The sequence below is a fragment of the Mesorhizobium loti CJ3sym genome, from assembly GCF_000472785.1.
Lineage (GTDB): Bacteria > Pseudomonadota > Alphaproteobacteria > Rhizobiales > Rhizobiaceae > Mesorhizobium > Mesorhizobium loti_E.
Genome location: NZ_AXAL01000003.1, coordinates 86,452 through 108,846, shown reverse-complemented (window position 1 = coordinate 108,846; position 22,395 = coordinate 86,452). Strand labels below are relative to the sequence as shown.

The following is a 22,395-nucleotide window of genomic DNA, read 5'->3' as shown; positions in this document are numbered from 1 at the left end:
TTTCCCCATGACCGAAATTTCAGCGAAACTCGCCCACGCTCTCATCGCCCGCTTCGCGGCGATCGTCGGTGACAAATACGCGCTGCGCGACGAGCAGGACATCGCGCCCTACCTCATCGAGCGACGTGGGCTCTGGCACGGCGCGACGTCGCTGGTGCTGCGGCCGGGCAGTGTCGACGAGGTCAGCCGGATCATGCGGCTGGCGACCGAAACGGGAACGCCGATCGTGCCGCAAAGCGGCAACACCGGGCTTGTCGGCGCCCAGGTGCCGGACAGATCCGGCCGCGAGATCATCCTGTCGCTGTCGCGGCTGAACCGCATCCGCGAGATCGATGTCCTGTCGAACACGGTGACGGTCGAGGCCGGCGTCATCCTGCAGACGCTGCAGGAGGCAGCTGACGCCGCCGACCGGCTGTTTCCGCTGTCGCTCGCCGCGCAAGGCTCCTGCCAGATCGGCGGCAACCTCTCCTCCAATGCCGGCGGCACCGGCGTGTTGGCCTATGGCAATGCGCGCGAACTCTGCCTCGGCGTCGAAGTGGTGCTGCCGACAGGCGAGATCTTCGACGATCTGCGCAAGCTGAAGAAGGACAACACCGGCTACGATCTGAAGAACCTGTTCGTCGGCGCCGAAGGCACACTCGGCATCATCACCGCCGCCGTGCTCAAACTGTTCCCGAAGCCGAAGGGCCGCGAGGTCGCGTTTGTCGGCCTGTCGTCGCCGGAGGCAGCCCTTTCCCTGTTCTCACTGGCCATGGATCGCGCCGGAGCCGCGCTCACCGCTTTCGAACTGATCGGCAAGCGTCCCTACGATTTCACGCTTGCGCATGCCCAGGGCGTAACGCGGCCGCTGCTGGAGGATTGGCCCTGGTATGTGCTGATGCAGATTTCATCGGGACGTTCGCTGGAAGATTCGCGGGCGCTGATCGAGGATGTGCTCTCGGCGGGCCTCGAGCAGGAATTCGTCGGCGATGCCGTCATCGCAGCGAGCATCGGGCAAGGCGATGCCTTCTGGAATTTCCGCGAGCTGCTGCCTGAAGCGCAGAAACCTGAAGGCGCCTCGATCAAGCACGACATCTCGGTGCCGATCGCATCGATACCACGCTTCATCGAAGAGGCCGCCGGCGCGGTGGCGTCGGTGAGTGCCGGTGCCCGCGTGGTCTGCTTCGGCCATATGGGTGACGGCAACCTCCACTATAACATCTCACGGCCCGTCGATGGCGACGACGAAGCGTTTCTCGCCCTCTACCATCCCATGAACAAGGCGGTGCATGACGTGGTGCGCAGCCTGCACGGTTCGATCTCGGCCGAGCATGGTATCGGCCAGTTGAAGCGCGACGAACTGATCGCCACCGCGCCGCCGATGGCCATTGATCTGATGCGCAGGGTGAAGGCTGCCTTCGACCCCGCCGGCATCATGAATCCCGGTAAGGTTATCTGATCCTTTCAACATCTTGTGGTTGGTGGCATTCCGATAACCATCCCTGAGATCAGCAAAATTTAACCGACTTTCTTAAGCGCGGCGGTAAGGAGCCGGCGCTACTGTCTCCCCACAAGCGAGGCTGGAAAAACCGGCCCGGAGAGAACCGGACACCGGCTCTCAGGAGACAGACAGGAAGGCACTCTATGAACACCGGACTGAAGCCAGTCTGGGCGGGACGCAACATGCGCCTCGACCCATTCCGCCTGCCGCAAGTGGTGAGCTACGCCACGCGCGACGACTATGGCGACGTGACCTTCACCATTGATCAGCGCGGCGCTGTCATCCGCCGCCTGCTCGAGATGAGCGGCGTGCCGGCGATCATCGCTCTGCCCGCCAATGCGTTCCGCGGCGTTGCCGCCCGCGCCATGGAGGATCCGGAGGGCAACGTCACCGTGACCCTGGAACTCCTGCACAACGATCCGATGTTGTCGGTGCCGCTACTGGTGGCCGACGACCTCGAGGACGTTGCCGCCGATTGGCGCGCCTGGGCCGATGCCTACCGCCTGCCGATGCTGCTGATCGAATCGGACGGCGTCGCCCGCACACTCGAAGAATCGCTCGGCGCCGCCATCAAGACGCTGCCGCCGCAGGATCGCCGCAAGGGCCGTGTCTCGACCACGCGCCGCCCGCGCTTCCTCGCCCGTCGCAGGGCCGGCAACCTTGGTCTCAGGCTGGTCATCGACGGCCAGGAGATCATTTCAAGGGATTGAGAAGCGGTCCGCGATAGCGGGCGAAAAGCCGATTGCTTGGCTTTTCGAGCTTCGAACGCCCTGAGCCTGCGAAGGGCCGAAGGCGTGCAAAAAAGCTGCTACACCAGCGGCTTTAGCGCCACCCAGACAGCGCCGCCGATCAGGCCAAGGAAGATCAGCCAGCCGACCTGGTTGTTCGACCGGAACAGCCGCAGGCATTGGTCCGGATCGTTGATATCCAGAACAGTGATCTGCCGGGCCATATGGGCGCCGGCGGCGATTAATCCCGCGAGCGCCACCACCGGTGCCTGCGCCGACGCGAAGGCGATGGCAAAGCAGATCAGCGTGCCGCCATAAAGCCCTGCCAGCCACGCCTTGGTGTTGTCGCCGAACAGCCGTGCCGTCGAGCGCACGCCTACAATGGCGTCGTCTTCCTTGTCCTGATGCGCATAGATCGTGTCGTAGCCGATCACCCACAGAATCGAGCCGATATAAAGCATGATGGCAGGGCCATCGAGATCGCCGAACTCGACCGCCCAGCCCATCAGCGCGCCCCAGGAAAAGGCAAGGCCGAGAAACAATTGCGGCCAGTTGGTTATCCGCTTCATGAATGGATAGACGGCGACGATCACCAGCGAACAGATGCCGAGCAGAATGGCGAAGCTGTTGAACTGTATGAGCACGGCAAGGCCGATCAGAGCCTGCAGGACAAGGAACAGCCAGGCCCGCCGGCGCGTGGTTTGGCCTGACGGCAGCGGGCGCGAGCGGGTGCGTTCGACCTGGTTGTCGATGCCCTCGTCAACGATGTCATTGTAGGTGCAGCCGGCACCGCGCATGGCGATGGCGCCGACCAGGAACAGCACGAGATACCATGGCGCCGGCAGCAGCGAGAGCAGCGGGTCGCCGGGGCGCGGATAGGCGCTCGCGGCGAGTGCGGCCGACCACCAGCATGGCCACAACAGCAATTGCCAGCCGATTGGCCTGTCCCATCGCGCAAGCTGCGCATAGGGCCAAACCCAGTGCGGCAGCACGCGGTAGACCCAATGGCCATTCGGCGCATCGGCAACACGGCCTTGGGCGGCTCTCGACTGGATGGGTTCCATGCCTATGGAGTGGCAGCAGCGATGGAAACCGTCAAGCGGCAAGCGGCGAAGTTGGCGTCCGTCCACGCGTCACGAAGCGAAGATGGCGCGCGTGGAAAACCAGGTTTTCGCTGTCTCGACAAATGCGAGTGCCGCGTTCGACACTCGCTGATGCGTGTCATAGGTGAGGATGATCCGCTGCATCGGCAATGGATCCGACAGCGGCTTGCAGATCAGGGGCAGGCCGTCATAGCTGCGGTCGCCGTGCGGCCGGGTGTAGCTGACCGCGACGCCAAAACCATTCGCCACCATGCTGCGCTGGAGTTCGAACGAGCTTGTCGCCCTGTCGGCCACCGGCGAGAGGCCGCGGCTGCGGAACAGGTCGAGCATATGCTGCCAGCTCTGCGGCTGATCCGTGGTAATCAGTGGGTAGGCGGCCAGATCCGCGAGGCTCACCTCGGGGCGGTCCGCCAGTGCGTGGCCTGCCGGCAACAGCGCATGCGGTCGCAGCTCGTGCAGCAGGATGCGGGCGAAATGCGTGGGCAGGCCGAGATCGTAGCTGAGGCCGAGATCGATGGCTGCGTCCACCAGGCGTCGTCCGAGCGTCTCGAATGTCTCGTCACGAACGATGACATCGACGCTTGGATGGCGCTCGGAGAAAGCGCGGATGAGACCCGGCGCGAAGTAGGGCGCCAAATCCTCGAAACATCCAAGCACCAGCTCGCCGCCGATAGCCGATTTGCCCGAGCCGAGACTCATTAGCTCATCGGTCTCGGCAAGAACCTGTTTTGCCTTCGCCACGACGACACGGCCGAAGGAGGTCAGCGAAACACCGCTTCCGCGCTGGCGCACGAAGAGTTTTTGGCCGAAATCCTTTTCGATGGCGTCGATCGCCACGGAAATCGATGGCTGCGAAATGTTCAGTATCCTGGCTGCACCGGTTACGCTGCCGTGGCGGGCGACAGCGACCAGATAGCGCAACTGGGTGAGGGTAAGGCTCATAGTTTCATTCTATGTGTCAGATGAGAAGTTATTATTTTACTGAATGAATGAGGCTTGCGATAGTCCGATCGATCCTGAAAGGAGGACACCATGGCTTCCCAAATCGCCGCCCGTACAATCGACACCGATATCATCGACGCGGATACGATCGCCGACTACCAGCGTGATGGCGCGGTCTGCATCCGCGGCGCCTTCAAGGGCTGGGTCGATACGATTGCCGCCGGCATCGAGCGCAACATGCAGGACCGCAGCGCCACGGCATCGGACATCGCCAATGGCAAGGGCAGTTTCTTCGACGATTACTGCAACTGGGAGCGCATCCCGGAATTCGTCAAGGTGGTGCGCGAATCGCCGGCTGCCCAAATTGCGGCAGCGGTGATGCAGTCACGCACCGCGCAGTTCTTCCATGATCACGTGCTGGTCAAGGAACCCGGCACGCAGAAGCCGACCCCCTGGCATCAGGACATCCCCTATTATTTCGTCGATGGCCAGCAGACGGTGAGCTTCTGGATCCCCATCGACCCGGTGAAGGAGGCGACGCTGCGGCTCATTGCCGGCTCGCACAAATGGGACAAGATGATCCTGCCGGTGCGCTGGCTCGACGACAGCAATTTCTACGCCGGCGAGGGCGATTATCTGCCGGTACCGGACCCGGACAAGGACCCGTCGATGAAGGTGCTTGAATGGGAGATGGAGCCGGGTGACGCCATCCTGTTCGACTTCCGCACCGCGCATGGCGCGCGCGGCAACCCGACAGCGGCACGGCGCCGGGCGCTGTCGCTGCGCTGGGTCGGCGACGATGCCCATTATGTCGAGCGGCCGGGCCGCACCTCGCCGCCCTATCATGGCCACGGCATGCAGCCGGGCCAGAAATTGCGTGAGGACTGGTTCCCGGTGGTGTTTCCCGCCTAAATACGGGCCAGAATATGGGCGCCGGTATTCGGCGCCCATATTCGGCTGGGGTGAACGTTCCCGTGCGCAATTTCGATCAAAACACCTTGATGCCTTGACCCACCGTCCAGAGAGAGCAATAGCGGGTTCTCTGCAAGGGACAGCATCAAGAGGTGGCCATGAACGTTCTTCTTCTCGGCTCCGGCGGCCGCGAACATGCGCTGGCCTGGAAGATTGCCGCCTCGCCGCTGCTGACCAAAATCTACGCGGCCCCCGGTAACCCAGGTATCGGCACCGAGGCCGAGCTGGTGAAGCTCGATATCACCGATCACGTCGCCGTGGCCTCTTTCTGCCGGGAGAAGAAAATCGACCTCGTCGTGGTCGGCCCGGAAGGGCCGCTGGTTGCCGGCATCGCGGATGATTTGCGTGCCGAAAACATCCGCGTCTTCGGGCCTTCCAAGGCCGCCGCGCGGCTGGAAGGGTCGAAGGGTTTCACCAAGGACCTCTGCGCCCGATACAACATCCCGACCGCCGCCTATGGCCGTTTCGGCGATCTGGCCGCCGCCAAGGCCTATGTCGAAAAGACCGGCGCGCCGATCGTCATCAAGGCCGATGGGCTCGCCGCCGGCAAGGGCGTCACCGTCGCCATGACGCTGGACGAGGCGCGGGCAGCCGTCGATGCCTGTTTCGAGGGCTCCTTCGGCGCTGCCGGCGCGGAAGTGGTGATCGAGGAATTCATGACCGGTGAGGAGGCAAGCTTCTTCTGCCTCTGTGATGGCACCACAGCGCTTCCCTTCGGCACGGCACAGGATCACAAGCGCGTCGGTGATGGCGATGTCGGCCCCAACACCGGCGGCATGGGCGCCTATTCGCCGGCCCCGGTGATGACGCCGGAAATGATCGAGCGCACCATGCGCGAAATCATCGAGCCGACGATGCGCGGCATGGCCGAGCTTGGTGCGCCCTTCGCCGGCATTCTGTTCGCCGGGCTGATGATCACGGATATGGGGCCGAAGCTGATCGAATACAACACCCGTTTTGGCGATCCGGAATGCCAGGTGCTGATGATGCGGCTCAAGGATGATCTGCTGGTCCTGCTCAACGCCGCCGTGGACGGTCAACTGGCGCACACGTCCATACGGTGGCGCGACGAGGCGGCGCTCACCGTGGTGATGGCGGCGAGGGGCTATCCCGGCACGCCGGAAAAGGGATCGGTCATCCGCGGCGTCGAAGGTGCGGCTGGCGACGGTGTCCAGATTTTCCATGCCGGCACCGCCATCAATGGCGGCGCGCTGGTCGCCAATGGCGGCCGTGTCCTCAATGTCACGGCGACAGGCGCCACGGTCGGCGAGGCGCAAAGCCGAGCCTATGCAGCGGTCGACCGGATCGACTGGCCGGACGGCTTCTGCCGCCGCGACATCGGTTGGCAGGCCGTGGCGCGCGAGCAAGCAAACTGAAATTGCAACCGGCAGCCTACTGCTGACCGCGATCGCTTTCGGTCGAAGCGGTGCTGACCGGGTCGGCGGCGGCAAAGGCGGCGTCGAGTTGTTCGGGGGAACGCTGCTCGGTCCGCTTCCAGGCGACATATTGGACAATACCGAAGCTTGGTCGCTGCGGTACCGTCTTTACGACCGGCATGCGGAAGCCGCCGCTGAATTTTGACCAGCGCGAACCGAGTACCGCGACCATTTCCTCGAAGGTCGGCGGCGTTGCCACATCGGCATAGATGATGGTCGCCTTGCCGGCGAGTGCCGCTTCCCGTGAGACGGGCACCGGCACGCTGGCGAGATAGTCTGATGGCACGTCGATCAGCCCGCCAAAGGGCCATTGCTGGCGCAGCGTGGCGGCATCGCTCGGCGCGACATTGACGTCGATATCGTCGGGTGTGCCGGCAACCCTGTAGGGGCAGCGGAAGCGGCCGCAATTGGCCTGCGCCGAGAACTGCCAGAGCGCATAGCCCTGCCAGTTACCCATCGGAAAATGCACGTCGATGTCGGACTTGTAGCGCGCGTACCAAAGCGGCAGCCGCGACAGAAGCCGGTATTTGTAACGGTTGTCGGCGATGTATTGGGCGGTCTTGCCGTTGGTGTAGAGCACCGGGAAACGGCCGACGCGCCGATGCACCTGGCGCACGAACTCCTCGGCATCGTCGAGCGACATCCATTGCGAGGGATCGTTGCCCTCGATGTCGAGAGCCATGAGATCGTCCGGCGCGGGGTCGGCAAAATCGAGGAAATTATTGGCCTGCTCGACCGGATTGCCGGGGCGGGCAAGATGATAGGCGCCCCATTTCATGCCGAGCGCCTTGGCCACGACCCGGCGCGTCTGAAACAGTTCGCGCGTCACCGCATGGCGCTTCCACAACGCCTTGCAGAGCTTTACCTCGGTGTCGCTGCCGAAACAGAAATAGGGCGGCGGCATGCCGTCGGACGCCTTGTTGATGAAGGCGACGACGCGCTTGTCGGTGGCGATCTGAGCCCAGTCGATGGAATTGTATTCGTAGGCGTCGACGACCAGGGCGCGGTCAGCGTTCTTCCACGGCTCGGAAAAATCCGAAGCCTTTGCCGCCGTCGACAGCGCAATAGTCGCCGCAAAAGCGAGAAGCGCTGTGCGGTGAAGAAGGCGCGTCGTCCTTTTCAAAACAGGGAATCCCCGTTGATCAAAGGCAAATGCTGAACCGCTATGGTTAAGGAAGTGCTTCTCTTGAGCTGTGTCGGTGATGTCAGCGCCGGGTTAATGGCTGGAATTCGAATGGGTCTGGCGCAGGCTCTTGCTGCAGCGTGCCTTCGGCGGCGCGCTTGCGGTGGTGGGCGAGGGAGCATTGCGGCGAGCACAATATGCCGCGATCCGACCAGTAGGCCGCACCGTGTTCCAACTGGCCGCCATGATGCCAGAACCCCGTTGCCCGGTAGGGCAAGCCGCATTCGATGCAGCGATAGGCGTCAGGTCTGGCGAGCATGGGTTGGTTCCGGTCAGCTTGTTCTGGTCTGTCGCCGGTCGGCTGACGCGGCGTCGAGCGAATTTAATACAGGCCGGCGCGATTGCAAAATCCGCGTGACAAAATTTGACGTTTACGTAAAAAGAAGACGGGAGATCGCCGAAAGGCGGATGGTTTTGTGGCTCCGCCAGCCATACGGTCGGTAGGCGGAAGCTGAGGAGAAACGCGGCATGTATCGGGCACCGGTCGAGGATATTGCATTCACGCTCAAGCACGTGGCCGGCATGAAATCCGCCCTCGATGCCGGCACGTTTGGCGATCTCGGCGAGGATCTGGTCGACGCCGTCCTTGGCGAGGCCGGCCGTTTCGCCACCGAGGAGGTGGCGCCGCTCTACAAGATCGGCGACGAACACGGTGCGGTGCTGAAGGGCGCTGCCGTCGCCACGCCGCCCGGCTGGAAGGAACTCTATCGCCGCTGGATCGATGGCGGCTGGAACGCGCTCTCCGGACCCGAAGAATATGGCGGCCAGGCGCTGCCGGCGATGCTGGGCGTCGCCGCACTCGAAATGTGGAATTCGGCGGCCATGGCCTTCGGTATCGGCCCGACGCTGACCATGGGCGCGGTTGAAGCGCTCGACAAGCACGCCTCCAAAGAACTCAAGGCGAAGTATCTGGAAAAGCTTGTCTCCGGCGAGTGGATGGGCACGATGAACCTGACCGAGCCGCAAGCCGGCTCCGATCTTGCTGCCTTGCGCGCCCGCGCCGAGCCGGCTGGCGACGGCACCTACCGCATCTTCGGCCAGAAGATCTTCATCACCTATGGCGAGCACGATTTCACCGACAACATCATCCATCTGGTGCTGGCACGGCTGCCCGATGCACCCGCCGGCACGCGTGGCATCTCGCTGTTCCTGGTGCCGAAATTCCTGGTTGGTGACGACGGCGCGCTTGGCGCCCGCAACGACGTCTTCTGTTCCGGCCTCGAGCACAAGCTCGGCATCCATGCCTCGCCGACCTGCACCATGATCTATGGTGACGGATTCCAGGGCGCCAAGCCAGGCGCCATCGGCTGGCTGATCGGCGAAGAGAACAAGGGTCTCGCCTGCATGTTCACCATGATGAACAATGCGCGGCTTTGCGTCGGCATGCAGGGGGTCGCGGTCGCGGAGGCCGCGACGCAGAAGGCCATCGCCTATGCCAATGACCGCCGCCAGGGCAAGGCGGCGGACTACGCTGGCGCCGGCATGGCGCCGATCGTCCATCACCCTGATGTGCAGCGCAATCTCCTGACCATGAAGGCGCTGACGCAGACCGCGCGGGCGATCAGCTATTCCTGTGCCCACGCCATCGACATGGCGCGGGTCTCGGATGGTGACCAGGCCGCGCATTGGCGCGACCGGGCCAATCTGTTGACTCCGCTGGCCAAGGCGTTTTCGACCGATGTCGGCGTCGAAGTGGCTTCGCTTGGACTCCAGGTGCATGGCGGCATGGGCTTTATCGAGGAAACGGGAGCGGCAGCCTTCTATCGCGATGCCCGCATCGCGCCGATCTATGAGGGCACCAATGGCATCCAGGCGATCGATCTGGTGACGCGCAAGCTGCCGCTTGGCGGCGGCGAACATGTGCATGGCTTCATCGGCGAATTGGCCGCGGTCGCCAACGCCGTGCGCACCTCCAACCTGCAAGGTTTCGGCCGCACCGCCGATGTTCTCGATGCTGCACTTGACGACCTGACACAGGCGACACGCTTCCTGCAAAAACTGTCGGTTGACGGCCGGACGGAGGAGACGCTGGCGGGGGCCACGCCCTATCTCAGGCTGATTTCGCTTGCCGCCGGCGGCGCCTATCTGGCGCGGGGCGGTCTCGCCGATCAGGGCCGCATCGCCCTTTGCCGCTTCTTCGCCGAAAACCTGCTGGGCGAGGCGAGTGCCTTGAAGGGGCGCGTTGTCGATGGTGCCGAAAGCCTCGCTGCCGCCGGCAAGACGTTGATATCAGCCTGAATTCTACAGCGCTCACCAGGGAAAAAAGACCGTGACAGACCATATCCTCGTCGAGCGCCAGGGCGCGATCCAGATCATCCGCCTGAACCGTCCGGACAAGAAGAACGCGCTGACGCGCGCCATGTATGCGAAAATGTCAGCGTCCCTTGCCGAAGGCGACGCCGATCCGGCGATCCGCGTCCATGTGTTCCTCGGCGTCCCCGGCGCCTTCTCCTCCGGCAACGACCTTGCCGACTTCATGGTTGTCGCCACGGGCGGCGATGGCGGCACGGAAGTCTGGGATTTCCTGATGGCGCTGGCCCGGGTCGAAAAGCCCATAGTCTCCGGCGTCGACGGCATCGCGGTCGGCATCGGCACCACGATCAACCTGCATTGCGACCTGACCTTCGCCACGCCGCGCACCGTGTTCAGGACGCCTTTCGTCGATCTCGGCCTGGTGCCGGAGGCGGGATCGAGCCTGTTGGCGCCGCGCATCCTGGGCCAGCAAGGTGCTTTCGCCCTGCTCGGCCTTGGCGAAGGCTTCTCCGCCGAGCGCGCGAAGGCGGCCGGCCTGATCTACGAAGTGGTCGAGGAAGGGGCGTTAGAGGCCTCGGTCCTGGCGGCCGCGGGCCAGATCGCGGCCAAACCGCCGCAGGCGTTGAAGATCGCGCGTGACCTTATGCGTGGCTCACGCGACGACCTCGTGGCCCGCATCGGCGAGGAAAGTGAGTATTTTCGCGAGCGGCTGAAGTCGGACGAGGCGCGCGCGGCGCTCACCGCGTTCATGACCCGGAAGAAAAGTTAGATCTCACGCTCAGGGATAAAGCCGCGTCTTGTCCCAACCGCCTTTCGCGTTGCGGGAAAAGACCACCCGATCATGCAGCCGGAACGGACGATCGTGCCAGAACTCGATCGTCCGCGGCACGATGCGGAAGCCCGACCAGTGCTTCGGTCGCGGGATCTCGCCGATCGCATGGCGCGCGGTGTATTCGGCCACCGCCTTCTCCAGCGCGAAGCGGCTTTCCAGCGGCCGCGACTGTTTCGAGGCCCAGGCGCCGATGCGGCTGCCGCGCGGGCGCGTTGCGTAATACGCATCCGCTTCCGCGTCGCTCACAATCTCCACCGGACCGCGAATGCGCACTTGCCGGCGCAGTGATTTCCAGTGGAAACACATCGCCGCCTTCATGCTGCCCAGAATTTCCTGACCCTTGGCGCTCTCGAAATTCGTGTAGAAAACAAAGCCGCCCTCATCGAATCCCTTGAGCAGCACCATCCGCACATCCGGCATGCCTTCGGCATCGACGGTTGCCAGCGCCACCCCGTTGGGATCGTTCGTTTCGCTCTTGGTGGCGTCCTCCAGCCATGCGGCAAAGAGACGAAACGGCTCGGCCGCTTCGGTAAAGTCACTGGTTGTTAACTCGGTGTCACTCATAGTTTTTCTCAAATTGTCACGAAATCAGGGAGGTTGCCGATTGTCGCGTATCGCGCAAGCTTTTGACAGCAGGCAATGGGGCCTTATCGCTTCGGCCAGCGCGAAAGCCGCGATCGTGTCCATTGCCCTGCCGCTTCTAGGTTGCGGCGCGGGTGGCTTCAGCCTGGAAAAAGCCGAAGTCGACCGCTCGATCCTGACCAGCAGCACGCAGGCTTCGGCAGCCCCTTCAGATTCGGATCGCGACTCCGACCAGACGACGATCGGCAACGCAGTATCCTCCGCCGATATCGAACAGCTCGGCGGCCAGGCCGTGCCGTGGGCGAATGCCGGCACCGGCTCACGCGGCTCCATCACCGAACTGGCGGAGTTGAAGGACAGGGGCCAGACCTGCCGCCGCTTCAAGGCCTCGCGAGAGAGCTTTGACGGCGTCGCCATGTTCGAGGGCGAACTCTGCCTTGCCAATGCCGGCGGCTGGCGCATGCAGGGCTTCAAGGCGCTCTGAGCCTGATCCGAAAATCGATCGGGTCGGCTTGGCAGGTCTTTTCGCCGACCGGCGCGTCGCCAATCTTGCCGATATCCCGATATCGGCTGCGATCGGCTCCTTCCGGGTCGACAAAAATCCCTCGCCAATCCTCAGCCGCCGACTTCCGGATTGGGCTCTGATTTTCCCCTTCTCAATATGGCCGTCCGCTACTGGAATTTCTTCCTATGCAAGCGCATATAGGAGGCAAGTATGGACTCAACTCATTTCCAGGGCAGGACGCATGCGCGACCCGTATGAGGTGCTGGGCGTTGCAAAGAACGCATCGGCCAAGGACATAAAATCGGCATACCGGAAACTCGCCAAGAAACATCATCCCGACCAGAATCCGGATGATCCCAAGGCGAAGGACCGTTTTGCCGCGGCCAACCAGGCCTATGAGGTCGTCGGCGACGAGAAGAACCGCGCCGCCTTCGATCGCGGCGAGATCGACGCTGACGGCAAGCCGCGTTTCCAGGGTTTTGAGGGCGCCGCCGGTGGCGGTGATCCCTTCGGCGGGTTTCGCCGCCAGCAAGGGGCCGGCGGTTCGCGATTCGAATTCCGCTCCGGCCGCCCCAGTGGCGATCCGTTCGACGGCAACAGCGATATTTTCAGCCAGATTTTCGGCGATGCCTTTTCCGGCGCGCGCGGTGCAGGCGCTGGCGATCGCCGTCAGCCCGCGACGGCTGCCGATCTGAACGTAACGCTCGACGTCACCATCGAGGAAGCGGCGACCGCCGAAAAGGTGACGGCGATGTTCCCGGATGGCCGCAAGGTGGCGGTCAAACTGCCGGCCTTTGTCGAGGATGGCCTGACCATCCGGCTGAAGGGCCAGGGCGAGCAGGGGCCGGGCCAGCCCGGCGACGCGCTGGTCAAGATCCATATCCGCCGGCATCCGCGCTACCGCATCGAGGGCCGAGACCTGCATGCCGACCTGCCGGTGGCGCTGGCGGATGCCGTGCTGGGCGCCAAGGTGCCGGTCGAGACTCCGACCGGCAAGCTTGCCGTCAACGTTCCGGCCTGGTCGAGTTCCGACAAGGTGCTGCGGCTGAAGGGCAGGGGTCTGCCGGAGAAAGCTGGCGGCCATGGCGATCTCTATGCCCATGTGCGCATCATGCTGCCGGAAGGCGGGGATTCAGCACTCGAGGCCCTGCTGCGTGCCAAAAAGGTTGATTGACGGCTCTTGTCCCCCGAACTGTCCGGTTTGAGCGCTTGAAGGGGCTTTGTGCCTGTGCGATAGGCACTTTACAAAAGCAGAAACCTTGCGGAGAGCGCTGACATGGCGGGTGGACAGGGCCTAATGGCCGGCAAGCGCGGCCTTATTCTTGGCGTCGCGAACAACAGATCGATTGCCTACGGCATCGCCAAGGCCTGTGTTGACCACGGTGCCGAAATCGCGCTGACCTATCAGGGCGAGGCGTTCAAGAAGCGCGTCGAGCCGCTGGCGGCGGAACTGGGCGCCTTTGTCGCCGGCCATTGCGACGTCACCGATCCGGCGAGCCTCGACGAGGTTTTCGCCAATGTCGCCAAGCATTGGGGGGGCAAGCTCGACTTCCTCGTCCATGCCATCGCTTTTTCCGACAAGGACGAGCTGACCGGCCGCTATGTCGAGACGACGCGCGACAACTTCCTGCGCACCATGGACATTTCGGTCTATTCCTTCACCACCATTGCCAAGCGCGCCGAGGCGCTGATGACCGATGGCGGTTCGCTTTTGACGCTGACCTACTACGGCGCCGAGAAGGTGATGCCACACTACAACGTCATGGGCGTCGCCAAGGCGGCGCTCGAGGCCAGCGTGCGCTACCTGGCCGTCGATCTTGGTGGCAAGAAGATCCGCGTCAATGCGATTTCGGCCGGCCCGATCAAGACGCTGGCCGCCTCCGGCATCGGCGATTTCCGCTACATCCTGAAATGGAACGAATACAATTCGCCGCTGAAGCAGACGGTCACCCAGGAGGAGGTCGGCGATTCCGCCGTCTATTTCTTGTCCGACCTGTCGCGTGGCGTCACCGGCGAAGTGCATCATGTCGATTCCGGCTATCACGTTGTCGGCATGAAGGCGGTCGACGCGCCTGATATTTCGACGGTCAAGGAATAGTTTCCCTTAGCCATCCTTCGTCCAGGCCCAGGCCCGACCCCGGAAGACCTGATGTACCCGCTGGTTTATATCGTGCGCCACGGCCAGACCGCGTGGAACGCCGAGTTCCGGCTTCAGGGCCAGGCCGACACCGATCTCAATGTCCTTGGCCGCGAACAGGCGACTGGAAACGGACAGCGTCTCGCCGAACTGGTCCACAATCCCGGGGATTTCGACTTCGTCGCCAGCCCGATGCGGCGGACGCGCGAGACAATGGAGCGCATCCGCGCCGCCATGAAACTCAATCCGCTTCGCTTTCGAACGGATATCAGGCTTATAGAAGTCAATTTCGGTGACTGGCAGAGTTTTACCTTTGCCGAGCTCGAGACGCAGTCACCCGGAGCAAGTCGGTCGCGCGCGCTCGACAAATGGAACTTTCAGCCGCCCGGCGATGGTGCGGAAAGCTACCAGATGCTGCTTGAACGGGTAAAACCTTGCTTCGATGAGATGCAGCGCAGGACAATTTGCGTAACCCATGGCGGCGTCATCCGCACCCTGTTTCGCTTTGTCCTGGACATGGCGGAAGAGGAAGCCGCGAACCTGGATGTACCCCAGGATCGCGTGCTCAAGCTCGAAGGCAAGAGCCTGAAGTGGCTATAGGCCGCCTGGTGACGGCCGCGCCTAGTTGGTGTCGCTGTCCCCCGGCAATTGCATGTCGGTGACGACGTTCTCGCCATTGGTCACGTCGTAAGCGATGACGATATCCATGCCCGGCTTCAGTGCGTCGAGATCGGTCTCGGCGTTCAGCTTGTAGGATTTGCCGTCGTCCAGCGTCAGCGTCAGTGCATCCTTGTCGATCTTCTTGATCAGGCCTTCGGTCTGGCCGGCGAAAGCAGCGGTGGTATAGAGCAGCGTGGCGGCAACAGCGCCAATCAGGGTACGCATAGTCGTCCTCTTTGGTCATTGCGCCGGCACTGTGGCGGCGGATCCTCAACGGCGAATGGAAGAAAGCAGAAACCAGCCGAATGTGTCAAAACTTAAACGGCAGGGATGACAGTTTGACCACTGCAAAAAACGCCAATAGAAGGCAGGCTTCACCCGGCTCCGCTGCCGGGCAGGGCGCTTTTCCATGTCTCACAACACGTTCGGCCATCTTTTCCGCGTCACCACCTGGGGCGAAAGCCACGGCGCAGCACTTGGCTGCGTGGTCGACGGCTGCCCGCCCGGCATCCGCTTCACGCGTGACGAAATCCAGACCGAACTCGACAAGCGCCGGCCGGGCCAGTCGCGCTTCGTCACCCAGCGCCGCGAGCCCGACGAGGTAAAGGTGCTGTCGGGCTTCGTGTTTGACGAGGACGGCGAAACGATGATCACCACCGGCACGCCCGTCTCGATGCTGATCGAAAATGTCGACCAGCGTTCCAAGGACTATGGCGAGATCGCCCGTCAGTACCGGCCGGGCCATGCCGACTACACCTATGACGTCAAATACGGCATACGCGACTATCGCGGCGGCGGCCGCTCCTCGGCTCGCGAGACCGCCGCGCGGGTGGCAGCCGGTGCCCTGGCGCGCAAGGTGGTGCCGGGCATGGTGGTGCGTGGCGCGCTGGTGTCGATGGGCGAAAAACGAATAGATCGCGCCAACTGGAACTGGAATTTCATCGGCGATGCGGAAAATCCGTTCTTCACGCCCGATCCGGCGTCCGTTCCCGTCTTCACCAAATATCTCGACGGCATCCGCAAGGCAGGCTCATCTGTCGGTGCCGTCATCGAGATCGTCGCCGATGGCGTTCCGCCAGGCCTCGGCGCGCCGATCTATGCCAAGCTCGACCAGGACATTGCTTCCGGCCTGATGTCGATCAACGCGGTCAAGGGCGTCGAGATCGGCAATGGTTTCGAGGCCGCCCAGATCACCGGCGAGCAGAATGCCGACGAGATGCGCGTCGGCAATGACGGCAAGCCGGTGTTCCTGTCCAACAATGCCGGCGGCATCCTTGGTGGCATCTCGACCGGCCAGGCGATTATCGCCCGCTTCGCCGTCAAGCCGACCTCGTCGATCCTGACGCCGCGAAAGTCAATCGACAAGGATGGCCACGACGTCGAGATCATGACCAAGGGCCGGCACGACCCCTGCGTCGGCATCCGCGCCGTGCCTATCGGCGAGGCGATGGTTGCCTGCGCCATTGCCGATCATTACCTGCGGCATCGCGGACAGACGGGAAAGGGAGGGGAATAGGGTAGTAGGGCAGTATGCTACAACAGCCCCTGAGACTGCCAATTTTTTCCTTTTCCCTAGTGCCTTACTGCCCTATTCCCCTACTGCCCTGCGAGCGAAGCGAGTTGCCATGCCTTACGACCAGAAGAAGATTGTCGAAGCCATCCGCGCTTTCGAACGCGGCGAGATCGTCGTCGTCATGGATGATGATGGGCGCGAGAACGAGGGCGACCTGATCGTCGCCGCTGTCCACTGCACGCCCGAGAAAATGGCCTTCATCATCCGCAACACCTCCGGCATCGTCTGCACGCCGATGCCGCGCGAGGAAGCCAAGCGGCTCAACCTGCAGCCGATGGTCGCCGACAATGATTCCGCGCACACCACCGCCTTCACCGTCAGCGTCGATTTCAAGCATGGCACGACAACAGGCATCTCGGCCGACGACCGTACGTTGACTGTGCGCAACCTCGCCAACGGCAATGTCGGCGCCTCCGATTTCGTCCGCCCTGGTCACATCTTCCCGCTGATCGCGCGCGAAGGCGGTGTCCTGATGCGTTCAGGCCATACCGAAGCGGCGGTGGATCTTTGCAAGCTCGCCGGCCTGCCGCCGATCGGTGTCATTTCCGAACTGGTCAATGATGACGGCACCGTCAAGCGCGGCCCGCAGGTCGCGGCCTTTGCGGAGGAGCACGGCCTCAAGCAAGTATCGGTCGCCGACCTCATCGCCTACCGCCAGCGCAAGGAAACGCTGGTCGAACGCGTCGCCTGTTCCGAGATCGACACGCTCGGCGGCAAGGCACAGGTCTTCACCTACACGCTGCCGTGGGACACCATGCATCACGTCGCCGTCGTGTTCGGCGATATCCGCGATGGTGAGGACGTGCCGGTACGGCTGCATTCCGAGGATGTGGTGACCGACGTTTTCGGCACCAGCCATCGGCTCGACGGCATCATGAAGGCAATGGGCGAGCGCAAGCGCGGCGTCATCGTCTATCTCAGAGAAGGATCGGTCGGCGTCGCGCATCAGGAGCGCAAGCGCCCGCTGAGCGGCGACCGCGAGGATCATGACGAGGCCCGCCGCCGCGAGAATGAATGGCGCGAAATCGGCCTCGGCGCGCAGATCCTGAAAGATCTCGGCATTTCCTCGATCAACCTGATCGCCTCGCGCGAGCGCCACTATGTCGGCCTCGAAGGTTTTGGCATCCATATCGCCAAGACCGAGATTCTCTGAAGGGTCTATCCATCCCTTTGCCGGAAGATGACGGCATGAACGCGTCATTGCCTTTGAGCCAGCGCAGTGGACGGCTTTTGCTGCGCCGGCCGGCGGAGGCTGATCTGGATTTCCTGGTCGATCTCTTCTCGCGTCATGAACTTGTCGCTCATCGCCCCGATCCTGTTGCGGACACGCCTCAGCAGAGTGCCGCCAGGCTTGGCCGCGACATCGGCCATTGGGACAAGCATGGCTTTGGTCGCTGGGCGGTCGAGGCCGATGGAAAGCTGGTCGGCTTCGGTGGCGTCACGCTATCGGCGAATTTCGACGGCCTGAACCTGTCCTACCATCTTCATCCGGAGAGCTGGGGCCATGGCTATGCCACGGAACTGGTCACGGCGGCGCTGCATGCCGCGTTCGGTCCTCTGCATGCCGACCGGGTCATCGGCCTCGTCCGTGCCGCCAATCCGGCATCGCGGCGGGTGCTGGAGAAATCCGGCTTCGCCTTCGAGCAAGAGGTGATGTTGCACGGCGCGCCAACGATGCTTTTTGCGCTAGCGCGGCCGCGCTGGATCCGTATTTCAGGTCCCGCCGCATAGAGCGGAGTGCACGGCCCCGACAGGGACCGAACGCACTATTCCGCGGGGACAGCAGCGGCTTCGCATCCCTCCATCTCGCATTTATGAGTGGCAAGGCTGCGCTGGCCAAGCAGCACGGTGATCAGGGCAATTGTGCCTGATGCGACCGAAACCCAGAACCCGTTCTGGGCGCCGAACGCATCCACCACCGCGCCGGCGACAAACGCGCCCAGCGCCATGCCGATGCCGATGCCTGTGGTCACCCAGGTGATACCCTCGGTCAGCATTGCTTCCGGCACATGCCGTTCGATCAGGCCGAAAGCGGTGATGAAGGTCGGCGAGATCGCCACGCCGCTAAGGAACACGGTCAGTGCGAGCAGTGGCACCGAGCCGGCGGCGAGCGGCAGCAATGTGCTGAGCGCCAGGACGGCGACTGCAATGGCGAGCTGCCGCTGCAGCGGCGCCTTCAGGTTGAGCGCGCCGACCACTATGCCGAGCATGAACGATCCCAGCGCATAGACGCCGATGACGAAGCTGGCGGCACCGGGTTGGCCGAGCTCCTTGGTGAGCGCTACCGTGCTGACCTCTGTCGTTGCGAAGGTCGCGCCAACGAAGATTATGGCGAAGGTGATGATCTGCACGGGCCGCAGACGGATTGCCGAGCCGCTGGAGCCATGACCAGCCGGCCGAACTTGTGGTTCGGTCGAACGCTGCAGGAGGAACGCGGCCCAGCCAATGGCAAGAAACAGCGTGCTTGCTAGGACGCCGGCTTCCGGAAACAGCGCGGCGCTCAGTCCCACCGAAAGCGATGCGCCGACGATATAGACCAGTTCGTCCGCGACCGACTCGAAGGCGAAGGCAGTGTTCATTTGCGGGCGTCCGCGAAAAAGCTCGGTCCAGCGCGCGCGAACCATCGCCGGCATGCTGGGCATGGCGGCTGCCGCCAGCGCCGACACGAACAGCGTCCATACCGGCCAGTCCTGATTGGCCGCAACAATCAGCACCGCAAAGGCGATGAATGTGAGGGGGGTGGTGGGGACCGCAACCCGCGTCTGGCCAAGGCGGTCCACCAGCCTCGACGTTTGCGGCGAAACGAATGCGTTGCCCAGAGCGAACGTCGCCGCGACCGCACCCGCCAGCCAGTATTCGCCGCGCGTCTGCGACAGCATGGCAACGATGCCGATCGGCGCCATGGCGATCGGCAGGCGGGCGATGAAGCCTGCGACCGCGAAGCCCGTGGCTCCCGGGGCACGAAAGATTTCAGCATAGGGGTTTTGCATTGTAATTCCTCGACAAAAGGCGATCCGACAATTACATACGAAGCGTATGAGGATTAGATAGACCATACGCGACGTATGTCAATTGGCATACGGAGCGTATGCGGATGGGGCCAGACGCATGCACAGACCCCGCAAGGAGATGATCGCCGAGACGCGCGCCAAGCTGATCGCCGCGGCCCGCCGGGCCTTCGGCACGATCGGCTACGCCGAAGCGTCTATGGATGATTTCACAGCATCGGCCAGGCTGACACGCGGCGCACTCTACCACCATTTTGGTGACAAGAAGGGGCTGTTGGAGGCGGTTATCGCCGAGATCGACGCCGAGATGGCGGCTCGGGTGAACGAGGTCGCGTCGAGAGCGCCGACCCGCTGGCAACGTTTCGTAGACGAATGCACGACCTATATCGAGATGGCACTGGAGCCGGAAATCCAGCGCATCATGTTCCGCGATGGTCCGGCCGTGCTGGGCGATCCGGCACAATGGTCGAACGCCAATGCCTGTGTCGGTTCAATGGCGGATCATTTGGCCGTGCTGCAGGGGGAAGGGGTGGTTGTCCCAGGCCTCGATCCCGAGACCGCCGCACGGCTGATCAACGGGGCGAGCAGCCAGGCATCGCAACGGATCGCCAATTCGAACGACCCCGAAGCGACGTCGAAGATGGTGGTGGCGGCGTTCAAGCAACTGCTCGAAGGGCTGTTGAAAAAAAACGGGGGCCGCACCGACTGACAGCAAACACAGATTCCAGACCGATCCCCGGCATTTGCCGATGTTGACAATCGCTGGTCTGGGTTCATCCTCGGCCTCCATCTCTGAGGGGAGATTCGGCGCATGTGGGATTTCGAGATCGGCCGGTCGGTGTCCATCATGATGCGGACATGGCCGTTCATTGTCTTTCGCATGATCGTCTATTTCGGCATCACGCTGGCCTACATCATGGCGACCGGCACCGGCGCCTCGGTCGGCTATGGCGTCGGCCATATCTCCACAGATCCAGATGGCCCATTGTCCTTTGCCCTGTGGGGCGGCGTGGTCGGTTTCGCTGTCGTCTCGATAGCCGTCTACTGGATCCGCGAATACATTCTCTACGTCGTCAAGGCCGGCCACATCGCCGTCATGGTCCATCTGATCGACGGCCGGGATGTTCCTGACGGCCAGAACCAGATAGCCTATGCCAAGCAAGTCGTGACGGAGCGTTTCGCCGAGGCCAACATCCTCTTTGTCGTCGACCAGCTGGTCAAGGGCGCCATCCGTGCCATCACCGGCCTGCTTGGCGGCATCGCCGCTTTCCTGCCCATTCCGGGCCTGAGCGGCCTGGTCTCTTTCATCAACACGGTGATCCGCCTGTCGCTGACCTATGTCGACGAGATCATCCTCGGCTACAACATCCGCATCAACTCATCCTCGCCGTTTGAGACGGCGCGCCAAGGCGTCGTGCTCTATGCCCAGAACGGCAAGGTCATGGTCAAGAACGCCGTCTGGCTGGCGGTCATCATGTGGGGCGTGTCGTTCGTGATCTTCCTACTGATGCTGGCCCCGGCCGCAGCCATTCTTTTCATGATGCCTGGGCAGCTTGCCGGCTGGGCCTTCGTGCTGGCCATCGTCTTTGCCTGGGCCTTCAAGGCTGCCTTCATCGAGCCCTTCGCCATCGCCTGCCTGATGCAGGTCTATTTCAAGACCATTGAGGGCCAGGTGCCAGATCCGGCTTGGGACGCCCGGCTGGCAGAGGCGTCGTCGAAGTTCAGGGAACTCAAGGACAAGGCGCTTGCCTCGTTCGGCGGCTCGCGCTGGGGCACCGCGGGCGCGACGCGCTGATCAGCGCAGGGCGCCGGCGCAACAGCAACGGTGTTGAGATGTGCCACCGCTGACTTGAGTGGTGTCTCACCTTGCCCACAAAAAATCTCGCTCATGATCAGTTCGGGCAGCGGCAGCCGCCGGCCCCAGCCATGCGTTTCAAGGTCTGGTTTGGGCGCGAACTCGGAGACACGGCCAACGCAAAGATAGGCAATCGGCGTCACGTGATCAGGAATGGCCAACAGGCTTTTCAACGCTTGCGGCTCGATGATGCTGACCCAGCCGACGCCGATGCCCTCGGCCCGCGCGGCCAGCCAGAAATTCTGCACCGCGCAGACCGTGCTGTAGAGATCCATCTCCGGATTGTGCCAGCGTCCGAGCGGCGAACCCTTCGAGCGCTCGCGGTCGCAGGTGATGCAGATGTTGAGCGCGCTTTCGCAGATGCCTTCCAGCTTGAGCTTCCGGTAGAGCGCCTGCCGCTCTTCCTCGATGGCTGGTAGTTCCTGTTCGCGCGCGGCCAGGAACAGGTCACGCACCTTCTCCCGTCTGGCGGCGTCGCGGATGACGATGAAATTCCACGGCTGCATGAAGCCGACCGATGGCGCGTGATGGGCCGCGAGCAAAAGCCGCGCCAGCACCTCATCGTCGAGCGCTGTGGGCAGGAAATGGCTGCGCACGTCGCGCCGCGTGAACATGGCGCGGTAGACCGCGTCGCGCGCTGTCTGGTCGAATCCGTCGCCCATAGGAGCGGTCATGTGTTCCGGCATCGCGTGTCCCCTTGCGATTGCAATAGTTTGACATCGTCAGAGCGCACTTTGTGCGTCCAAGTGGACGCACGTTGCTCTGAGGCCACCCGCCTGACCATGCGGATGACGATGCCTGCCAGGCCGGTCTTCTGGCTCGGGATCAACCCGCGTCCGGTGCCTTCCCGTCATCGACAGTGGCATTTACCGGCGCGGTCCCCCTCACAGCGTTGGGCACGCCACGGAATTGAACCGTGTTCCCGATTCTCCCGCCAGAGCATTTGCAGCCAAGTGAAATCACTTGGCGTCGCAGAATGCGGCTAAACAAACAGACCGGCGAGCACCAGGCAGTATCAGTGACCTTACGCTGAAGCGCTGGCGGCGCCAATCCCCGCGGCGACACCAATGGACGCAGGCGTGATTTTCCCCAGCCATCAAGCCGCAACGCATGGCCATCGCGGCGCCGGGGCACTAGATAGGGAGC

General features: G+C 63.0%; 22 protein-coding genes, 1 pseudogene and 1 riboswitch. Of the genes and pseudogenes, 15 read left to right on the top strand and 8 right to left on the bottom strand.

The features are described from left to right. The first annotated feature begins 7 nt into the window (after positions 1-7). Together A3A9_RS0107470 and A3A9_RS0107465 are read left to right on the top strand one after the other, a co-directional pair. The gene (locus A3A9_RS0107470) at positions 8-1,438 is read left to right on the top strand and encodes an FAD-binding oxidoreductase (protein WP_027058219.1); all 1,431 of its coding nucleotides are present in this window, start codon (positions 8-10) and stop codon (positions 1,436-1,438) included. A gap of 185 nt (positions 1,439-1,623) precedes the next feature. Further along, entirely contained in the window at positions 1,624-2,190 is a 567-nt protein-coding gene (locus A3A9_RS0107465; protein WP_027034193.1) for a DUF6101 family protein, read from the top strand. 98 nt (positions 2,191-2,288) lie between these two features. Here A3A9_RS0107465 and ubiA read toward each other — a convergent pair whose 3' ends face one another. Together ubiA and A3A9_RS0107455 are read right to left on the bottom strand one after the other, a co-directional pair. Beyond that, positions 2,289-3,272, bottom strand: a complete 984-nt coding sequence (gene ubiA / locus A3A9_RS0107460; protein ID WP_027058218.1) for a 4-hydroxybenzoate octaprenyltransferase — start codon at positions 3,270-3,272, stop codon at positions 2,289-2,291. 69 nt (positions 3,273-3,341) lie between these two features. Continuing rightward, a complete protein-coding gene (locus A3A9_RS0107455; RefSeq protein ID WP_027058217.1) occupies positions 3,342-4,253 on the bottom strand; it encodes a LysR family transcriptional regulator in 912 nt (303 codons plus the stop codon). Positions 4,254-4,343: 90 nt separating this feature from the next. Between A3A9_RS0107455 and A3A9_RS0107450 the strand changes: the two genes are divergently transcribed. Next, positions 4,344-5,165 (top strand): phytanoyl-CoA dioxygenase family protein, encoded by an 822-nt coding sequence (locus A3A9_RS0107450; RefSeq protein ID WP_027058216.1) that lies wholly within the window; start codon positions 4,344-4,346, stop codon positions 5,163-5,165. 158 nt (positions 5,166-5,323) lie between these two features. Beyond that, the gene (gene purD / locus A3A9_RS0107445; RefSeq protein ID WP_027058215.1) at positions 5,324-6,601 is read left to right on the top strand and encodes a phosphoribosylamine--glycine ligase; all 1,278 of its coding nucleotides are present in this window, start codon (positions 5,324-5,326) and stop codon (positions 6,599-6,601) included. Positions 6,602-6,617: 16 nt separating this feature from the next. Here purD and A3A9_RS0107440 read toward each other — a convergent pair whose 3' ends face one another. After that, a complete protein-coding gene (locus tag A3A9_RS0107440) occupies positions 6,618-7,784 on the bottom strand; it encodes a glycoside hydrolase family 25 protein (protein WP_152536087.1) in 1,167 nt (388 codons plus the stop codon). An 82-nt stretch (positions 7,785-7,866) separates the two neighbouring features. After that, positions 7,867-8,103 carry a hypothetical protein gene (locus A3A9_RS42395; protein ID WP_082221932.1) on the bottom strand — a complete coding sequence of 79 codons (237 nt, stop codon included), beginning with the start codon at positions 8,101-8,103 and terminating at the stop codon, positions 7,867-7,869. A gap of 209 nt (positions 8,104-8,312) precedes the next feature. On the opposite strand from A3A9_RS42395, the gene A3A9_RS0107435 reads away from it, so the two are divergent. Both A3A9_RS0107435 and A3A9_RS0107430 read left to right on the top strand, forming a co-directional pair. After that, positions 8,313-10,082, top strand: coding sequence for an acyl-CoA dehydrogenase (locus A3A9_RS0107435; protein WP_027058213.1), 1,770 nt, complete (start codon positions 8,313-8,315; stop codon positions 10,080-10,082). Positions 10,083-10,113: 31 nt separating this feature from the next. Beyond that, positions 10,114-10,866, top strand: a complete 753-nt coding sequence (locus A3A9_RS0107430) for a crotonase/enoyl-CoA hydratase family protein (RefSeq protein ID WP_027058212.1) — start codon at positions 10,114-10,116, stop codon at positions 10,864-10,866. 9 nt (positions 10,867-10,875) lie between these two features. Here A3A9_RS0107430 and pdxH read toward each other — a convergent pair whose 3' ends face one another. Beyond that, positions 10,876-11,493, bottom strand: a complete 618-nt coding sequence (gene pdxH / locus A3A9_RS0107425; protein ID WP_027058211.1) for a pyridoxamine 5'-phosphate oxidase — start codon at positions 11,491-11,493, stop codon at positions 10,876-10,878. A 40-nt stretch (positions 11,494-11,533) separates the two neighbouring features. On the opposite strand from pdxH, the gene A3A9_RS0107420 reads away from it, so the two are divergent. The 4 genes from A3A9_RS0107420 to A3A9_RS0107405 all read left to right on the top strand — a co-directional run bounded on the left by A3A9_RS0107420 (position 11,534) and on the right by A3A9_RS0107405 (position 14,753). Next, positions 11,534-11,995 (top strand): RT0821/Lpp0805 family surface protein, encoded by a 462-nt coding sequence (locus A3A9_RS0107420; RefSeq protein ID WP_027058210.1) that lies wholly within the window; start codon positions 11,534-11,536, stop codon positions 11,993-11,995. A 262-nt stretch (positions 11,996-12,257) separates the two neighbouring features. Beyond that, positions 12,258-13,190 (top strand): DnaJ C-terminal domain-containing protein, encoded by a 933-nt coding sequence (locus A3A9_RS0107415; protein ID WP_027058209.1) that lies wholly within the window; start codon positions 12,258-12,260, stop codon positions 13,188-13,190. A 102-nt stretch (positions 13,191-13,292) separates the two neighbouring features. Next, entirely contained in the window at positions 13,293-14,114 is an 822-nt protein-coding gene (gene fabI, locus A3A9_RS0107410; protein ID WP_023727494.1) for an enoyl-ACP reductase FabI, read from the top strand. Positions 14,115-14,165: 51 nt separating this feature from the next. Further along, positions 14,166-14,753, top strand: coding sequence for a histidine phosphatase family protein (locus tag A3A9_RS0107405; RefSeq protein ID WP_027058208.1), 588 nt, complete (start codon positions 14,166-14,168; stop codon positions 14,751-14,753). 21 nt (positions 14,754-14,774) lie between these two features. Here the strand turns inward: A3A9_RS0107405 and A3A9_RS0107400 are convergent, their stop codons facing one another. Then, positions 14,775-15,038: a DUF1344 domain-containing protein gene (locus A3A9_RS0107400; protein WP_027058207.1), complete on the bottom strand. Its 264-nt coding sequence runs from the start codon at positions 15,036-15,038 to the stop codon at positions 14,775-14,777. Between the two features lie 184 nt (positions 15,039-15,222). On the opposite strand from A3A9_RS0107400, the gene aroC reads away from it, so the two are divergent. The 3 genes from aroC to A3A9_RS0107385 all read left to right on the top strand — a co-directional run bounded on the left by aroC (position 15,223) and on the right by A3A9_RS0107385 (position 18,117). After that, positions 15,223-16,329 carry a chorismate synthase gene (gene aroC, locus A3A9_RS0107395; RefSeq protein ID WP_027058206.1) on the top strand — a complete coding sequence of 369 codons (1,107 nt, stop codon included), beginning with the start codon at positions 15,223-15,225 and terminating at the stop codon, positions 16,327-16,329. A 109-nt stretch (positions 16,330-16,438) separates the two neighbouring features. After that, on the top strand, positions 16,439-17,539 hold the full coding sequence (ribB, locus tag A3A9_RS0107390; protein ID WP_027058205.1) for a 3,4-dihydroxy-2-butanone-4-phosphate synthase: 1,101 nt from the start codon (positions 16,439-16,441) through the stop codon (positions 17,537-17,539). A gap of 35 nt (positions 17,540-17,574) precedes the next feature. Further along, positions 17,575-18,117: a GNAT family N-acetyltransferase gene (locus A3A9_RS0107385; RefSeq protein ID WP_027058204.1), complete on the top strand. Its 543-nt coding sequence runs from the start codon at positions 17,575-17,577 to the stop codon at positions 18,115-18,117. 35 nt (positions 18,118-18,152) lie between these two features. Here the strand turns inward: A3A9_RS0107385 and A3A9_RS0107380 are convergent, their stop codons facing one another. After that, on the bottom strand, positions 18,153-19,376 hold the full coding sequence (locus tag A3A9_RS0107380; protein ID WP_027058203.1) for an MFS transporter: 1,224 nt from the start codon (positions 19,374-19,376) through the stop codon (positions 18,153-18,155). Between the two features lie 118 nt (positions 19,377-19,494). Between A3A9_RS0107380 and A3A9_RS0107375 the strand changes: the two genes are divergently transcribed. Both A3A9_RS0107375 and A3A9_RS0107370 read left to right on the top strand, forming a co-directional pair. After that, complete coding sequence (locus tag A3A9_RS0107375) at positions 19,495-20,103, top strand: TetR/AcrR family transcriptional regulator (RefSeq protein ID WP_027058202.1); 609 nt, start codon at positions 19,495-19,497, stop codon at positions 20,101-20,103. A gap of 102 nt (positions 20,104-20,205) precedes the next feature. Then, positions 20,206-21,189 (top strand): hypothetical protein, encoded by a 984-nt coding sequence (locus A3A9_RS0107370; protein WP_027058201.1) that lies wholly within the window; start codon positions 20,206-20,208, stop codon positions 21,187-21,189. A gap of 86 nt (positions 21,190-21,275) precedes the next feature. Here A3A9_RS0107370 and bluB read toward each other — a convergent pair. Next, positions 21,276-21,935: pseudogene (gene bluB, locus A3A9_RS45675) on the bottom strand (5,6-dimethylbenzimidazole synthase); the annotation flags it as partial. Positions 21,936-22,036: 101 nt separating this feature from the next. Then, a riboswitch (cobalamin riboswitch) is annotated at positions 22,037-22,218 on the bottom strand. Positions 22,219-22,395: the final 177 nt, after the last annotated feature.

Excerpts from the sequence above, each read along its gene's own strand:
- A3A9_RS0107470 (WP_027058219.1), top strand. The coding sequence starts at position 8 with ATGACCGAAATTTCAGCGAAACTCGCCCACGCTCTCATCGCCCGCTTC.
- A3A9_RS0107465 (WP_027034193.1), top strand. The coding sequence starts at position 1,624 with ATGAACACCGGACTGAAGCCAGTCTGGGCGGGACGCAACATGCGCCTC.
- ubiA (WP_027058218.1), bottom strand. The coding sequence starts at position 3,272 with ATGGAACCCATCCAGTCGAGAGCCGCCCAAGGCCGTGTTGCCGATGCG.
- A3A9_RS0107455 (WP_027058217.1), bottom strand. The coding sequence starts at position 4,253 with ATGAGCCTTACCCTCACCCAGTTGCGCTATCTGGTCGCTGTCGCCCGC.
- A3A9_RS0107450 (WP_027058216.1), top strand. The coding sequence starts at position 4,344 with ATGGCTTCCCAAATCGCCGCCCGTACAATCGACACCGATATCATCGAC.
- purD (WP_027058215.1), top strand. The coding sequence starts at position 5,324 with ATGAACGTTCTTCTTCTCGGCTCCGGCGGCCGCGAACATGCGCTGGCC.
- A3A9_RS42395 (WP_082221932.1), bottom strand. The coding sequence starts at position 8,103 with ATGCTCGCCAGACCTGACGCCTATCGCTGCATCGAATGCGGCTTGCCC.
- A3A9_RS0107435 (WP_027058213.1), top strand. The coding sequence starts at position 8,313 with ATGTATCGGGCACCGGTCGAGGATATTGCATTCACGCTCAAGCACGTG.
- pdxH (WP_027058211.1), bottom strand. The coding sequence starts at position 11,493 with ATGAGTGACACCGAGTTAACAACCAGTGACTTTACCGAAGCGGCCGAG.
- A3A9_RS0107415 (WP_027058209.1), top strand. The coding sequence starts at position 12,258 with ATGCGCGACCCGTATGAGGTGCTGGGCGTTGCAAAGAACGCATCGGCC.
- fabI (WP_023727494.1), top strand. The coding sequence starts at position 13,293 with ATGGCGGGTGGACAGGGCCTAATGGCCGGCAAGCGCGGCCTTATTCTT.
- A3A9_RS0107405 (WP_027058208.1), top strand. The coding sequence starts at position 14,166 with ATGTACCCGCTGGTTTATATCGTGCGCCACGGCCAGACCGCGTGGAAC.
- A3A9_RS0107400 (WP_027058207.1), bottom strand. The coding sequence starts at position 15,038 with ATGCGTACCCTGATTGGCGCTGTTGCCGCCACGCTGCTCTATACCACC.
- aroC (WP_027058206.1), top strand. The coding sequence starts at position 15,223 with ATGTCTCACAACACGTTCGGCCATCTTTTCCGCGTCACCACCTGGGGC.
- ribB (WP_027058205.1), top strand. The coding sequence starts at position 16,439 with ATGCCTTACGACCAGAAGAAGATTGTCGAAGCCATCCGCGCTTTCGAA.
- A3A9_RS0107385 (WP_027058204.1), top strand. The coding sequence starts at position 17,575 with ATGAACGCGTCATTGCCTTTGAGCCAGCGCAGTGGACGGCTTTTGCTG.
- A3A9_RS0107380 (WP_027058203.1), bottom strand. The coding sequence starts at position 19,376 with ATGCAAAACCCCTATGCTGAAATCTTTCGTGCCCCGGGAGCCACGGGC.
- A3A9_RS0107375 (WP_027058202.1), top strand. The coding sequence starts at position 19,495 with ATGCACAGACCCCGCAAGGAGATGATCGCCGAGACGCGCGCCAAGCTG.
- A3A9_RS0107370 (WP_027058201.1), top strand. The coding sequence starts at position 20,206 with ATGTGGGATTTCGAGATCGGCCGGTCGGTGTCCATCATGATGCGGACA.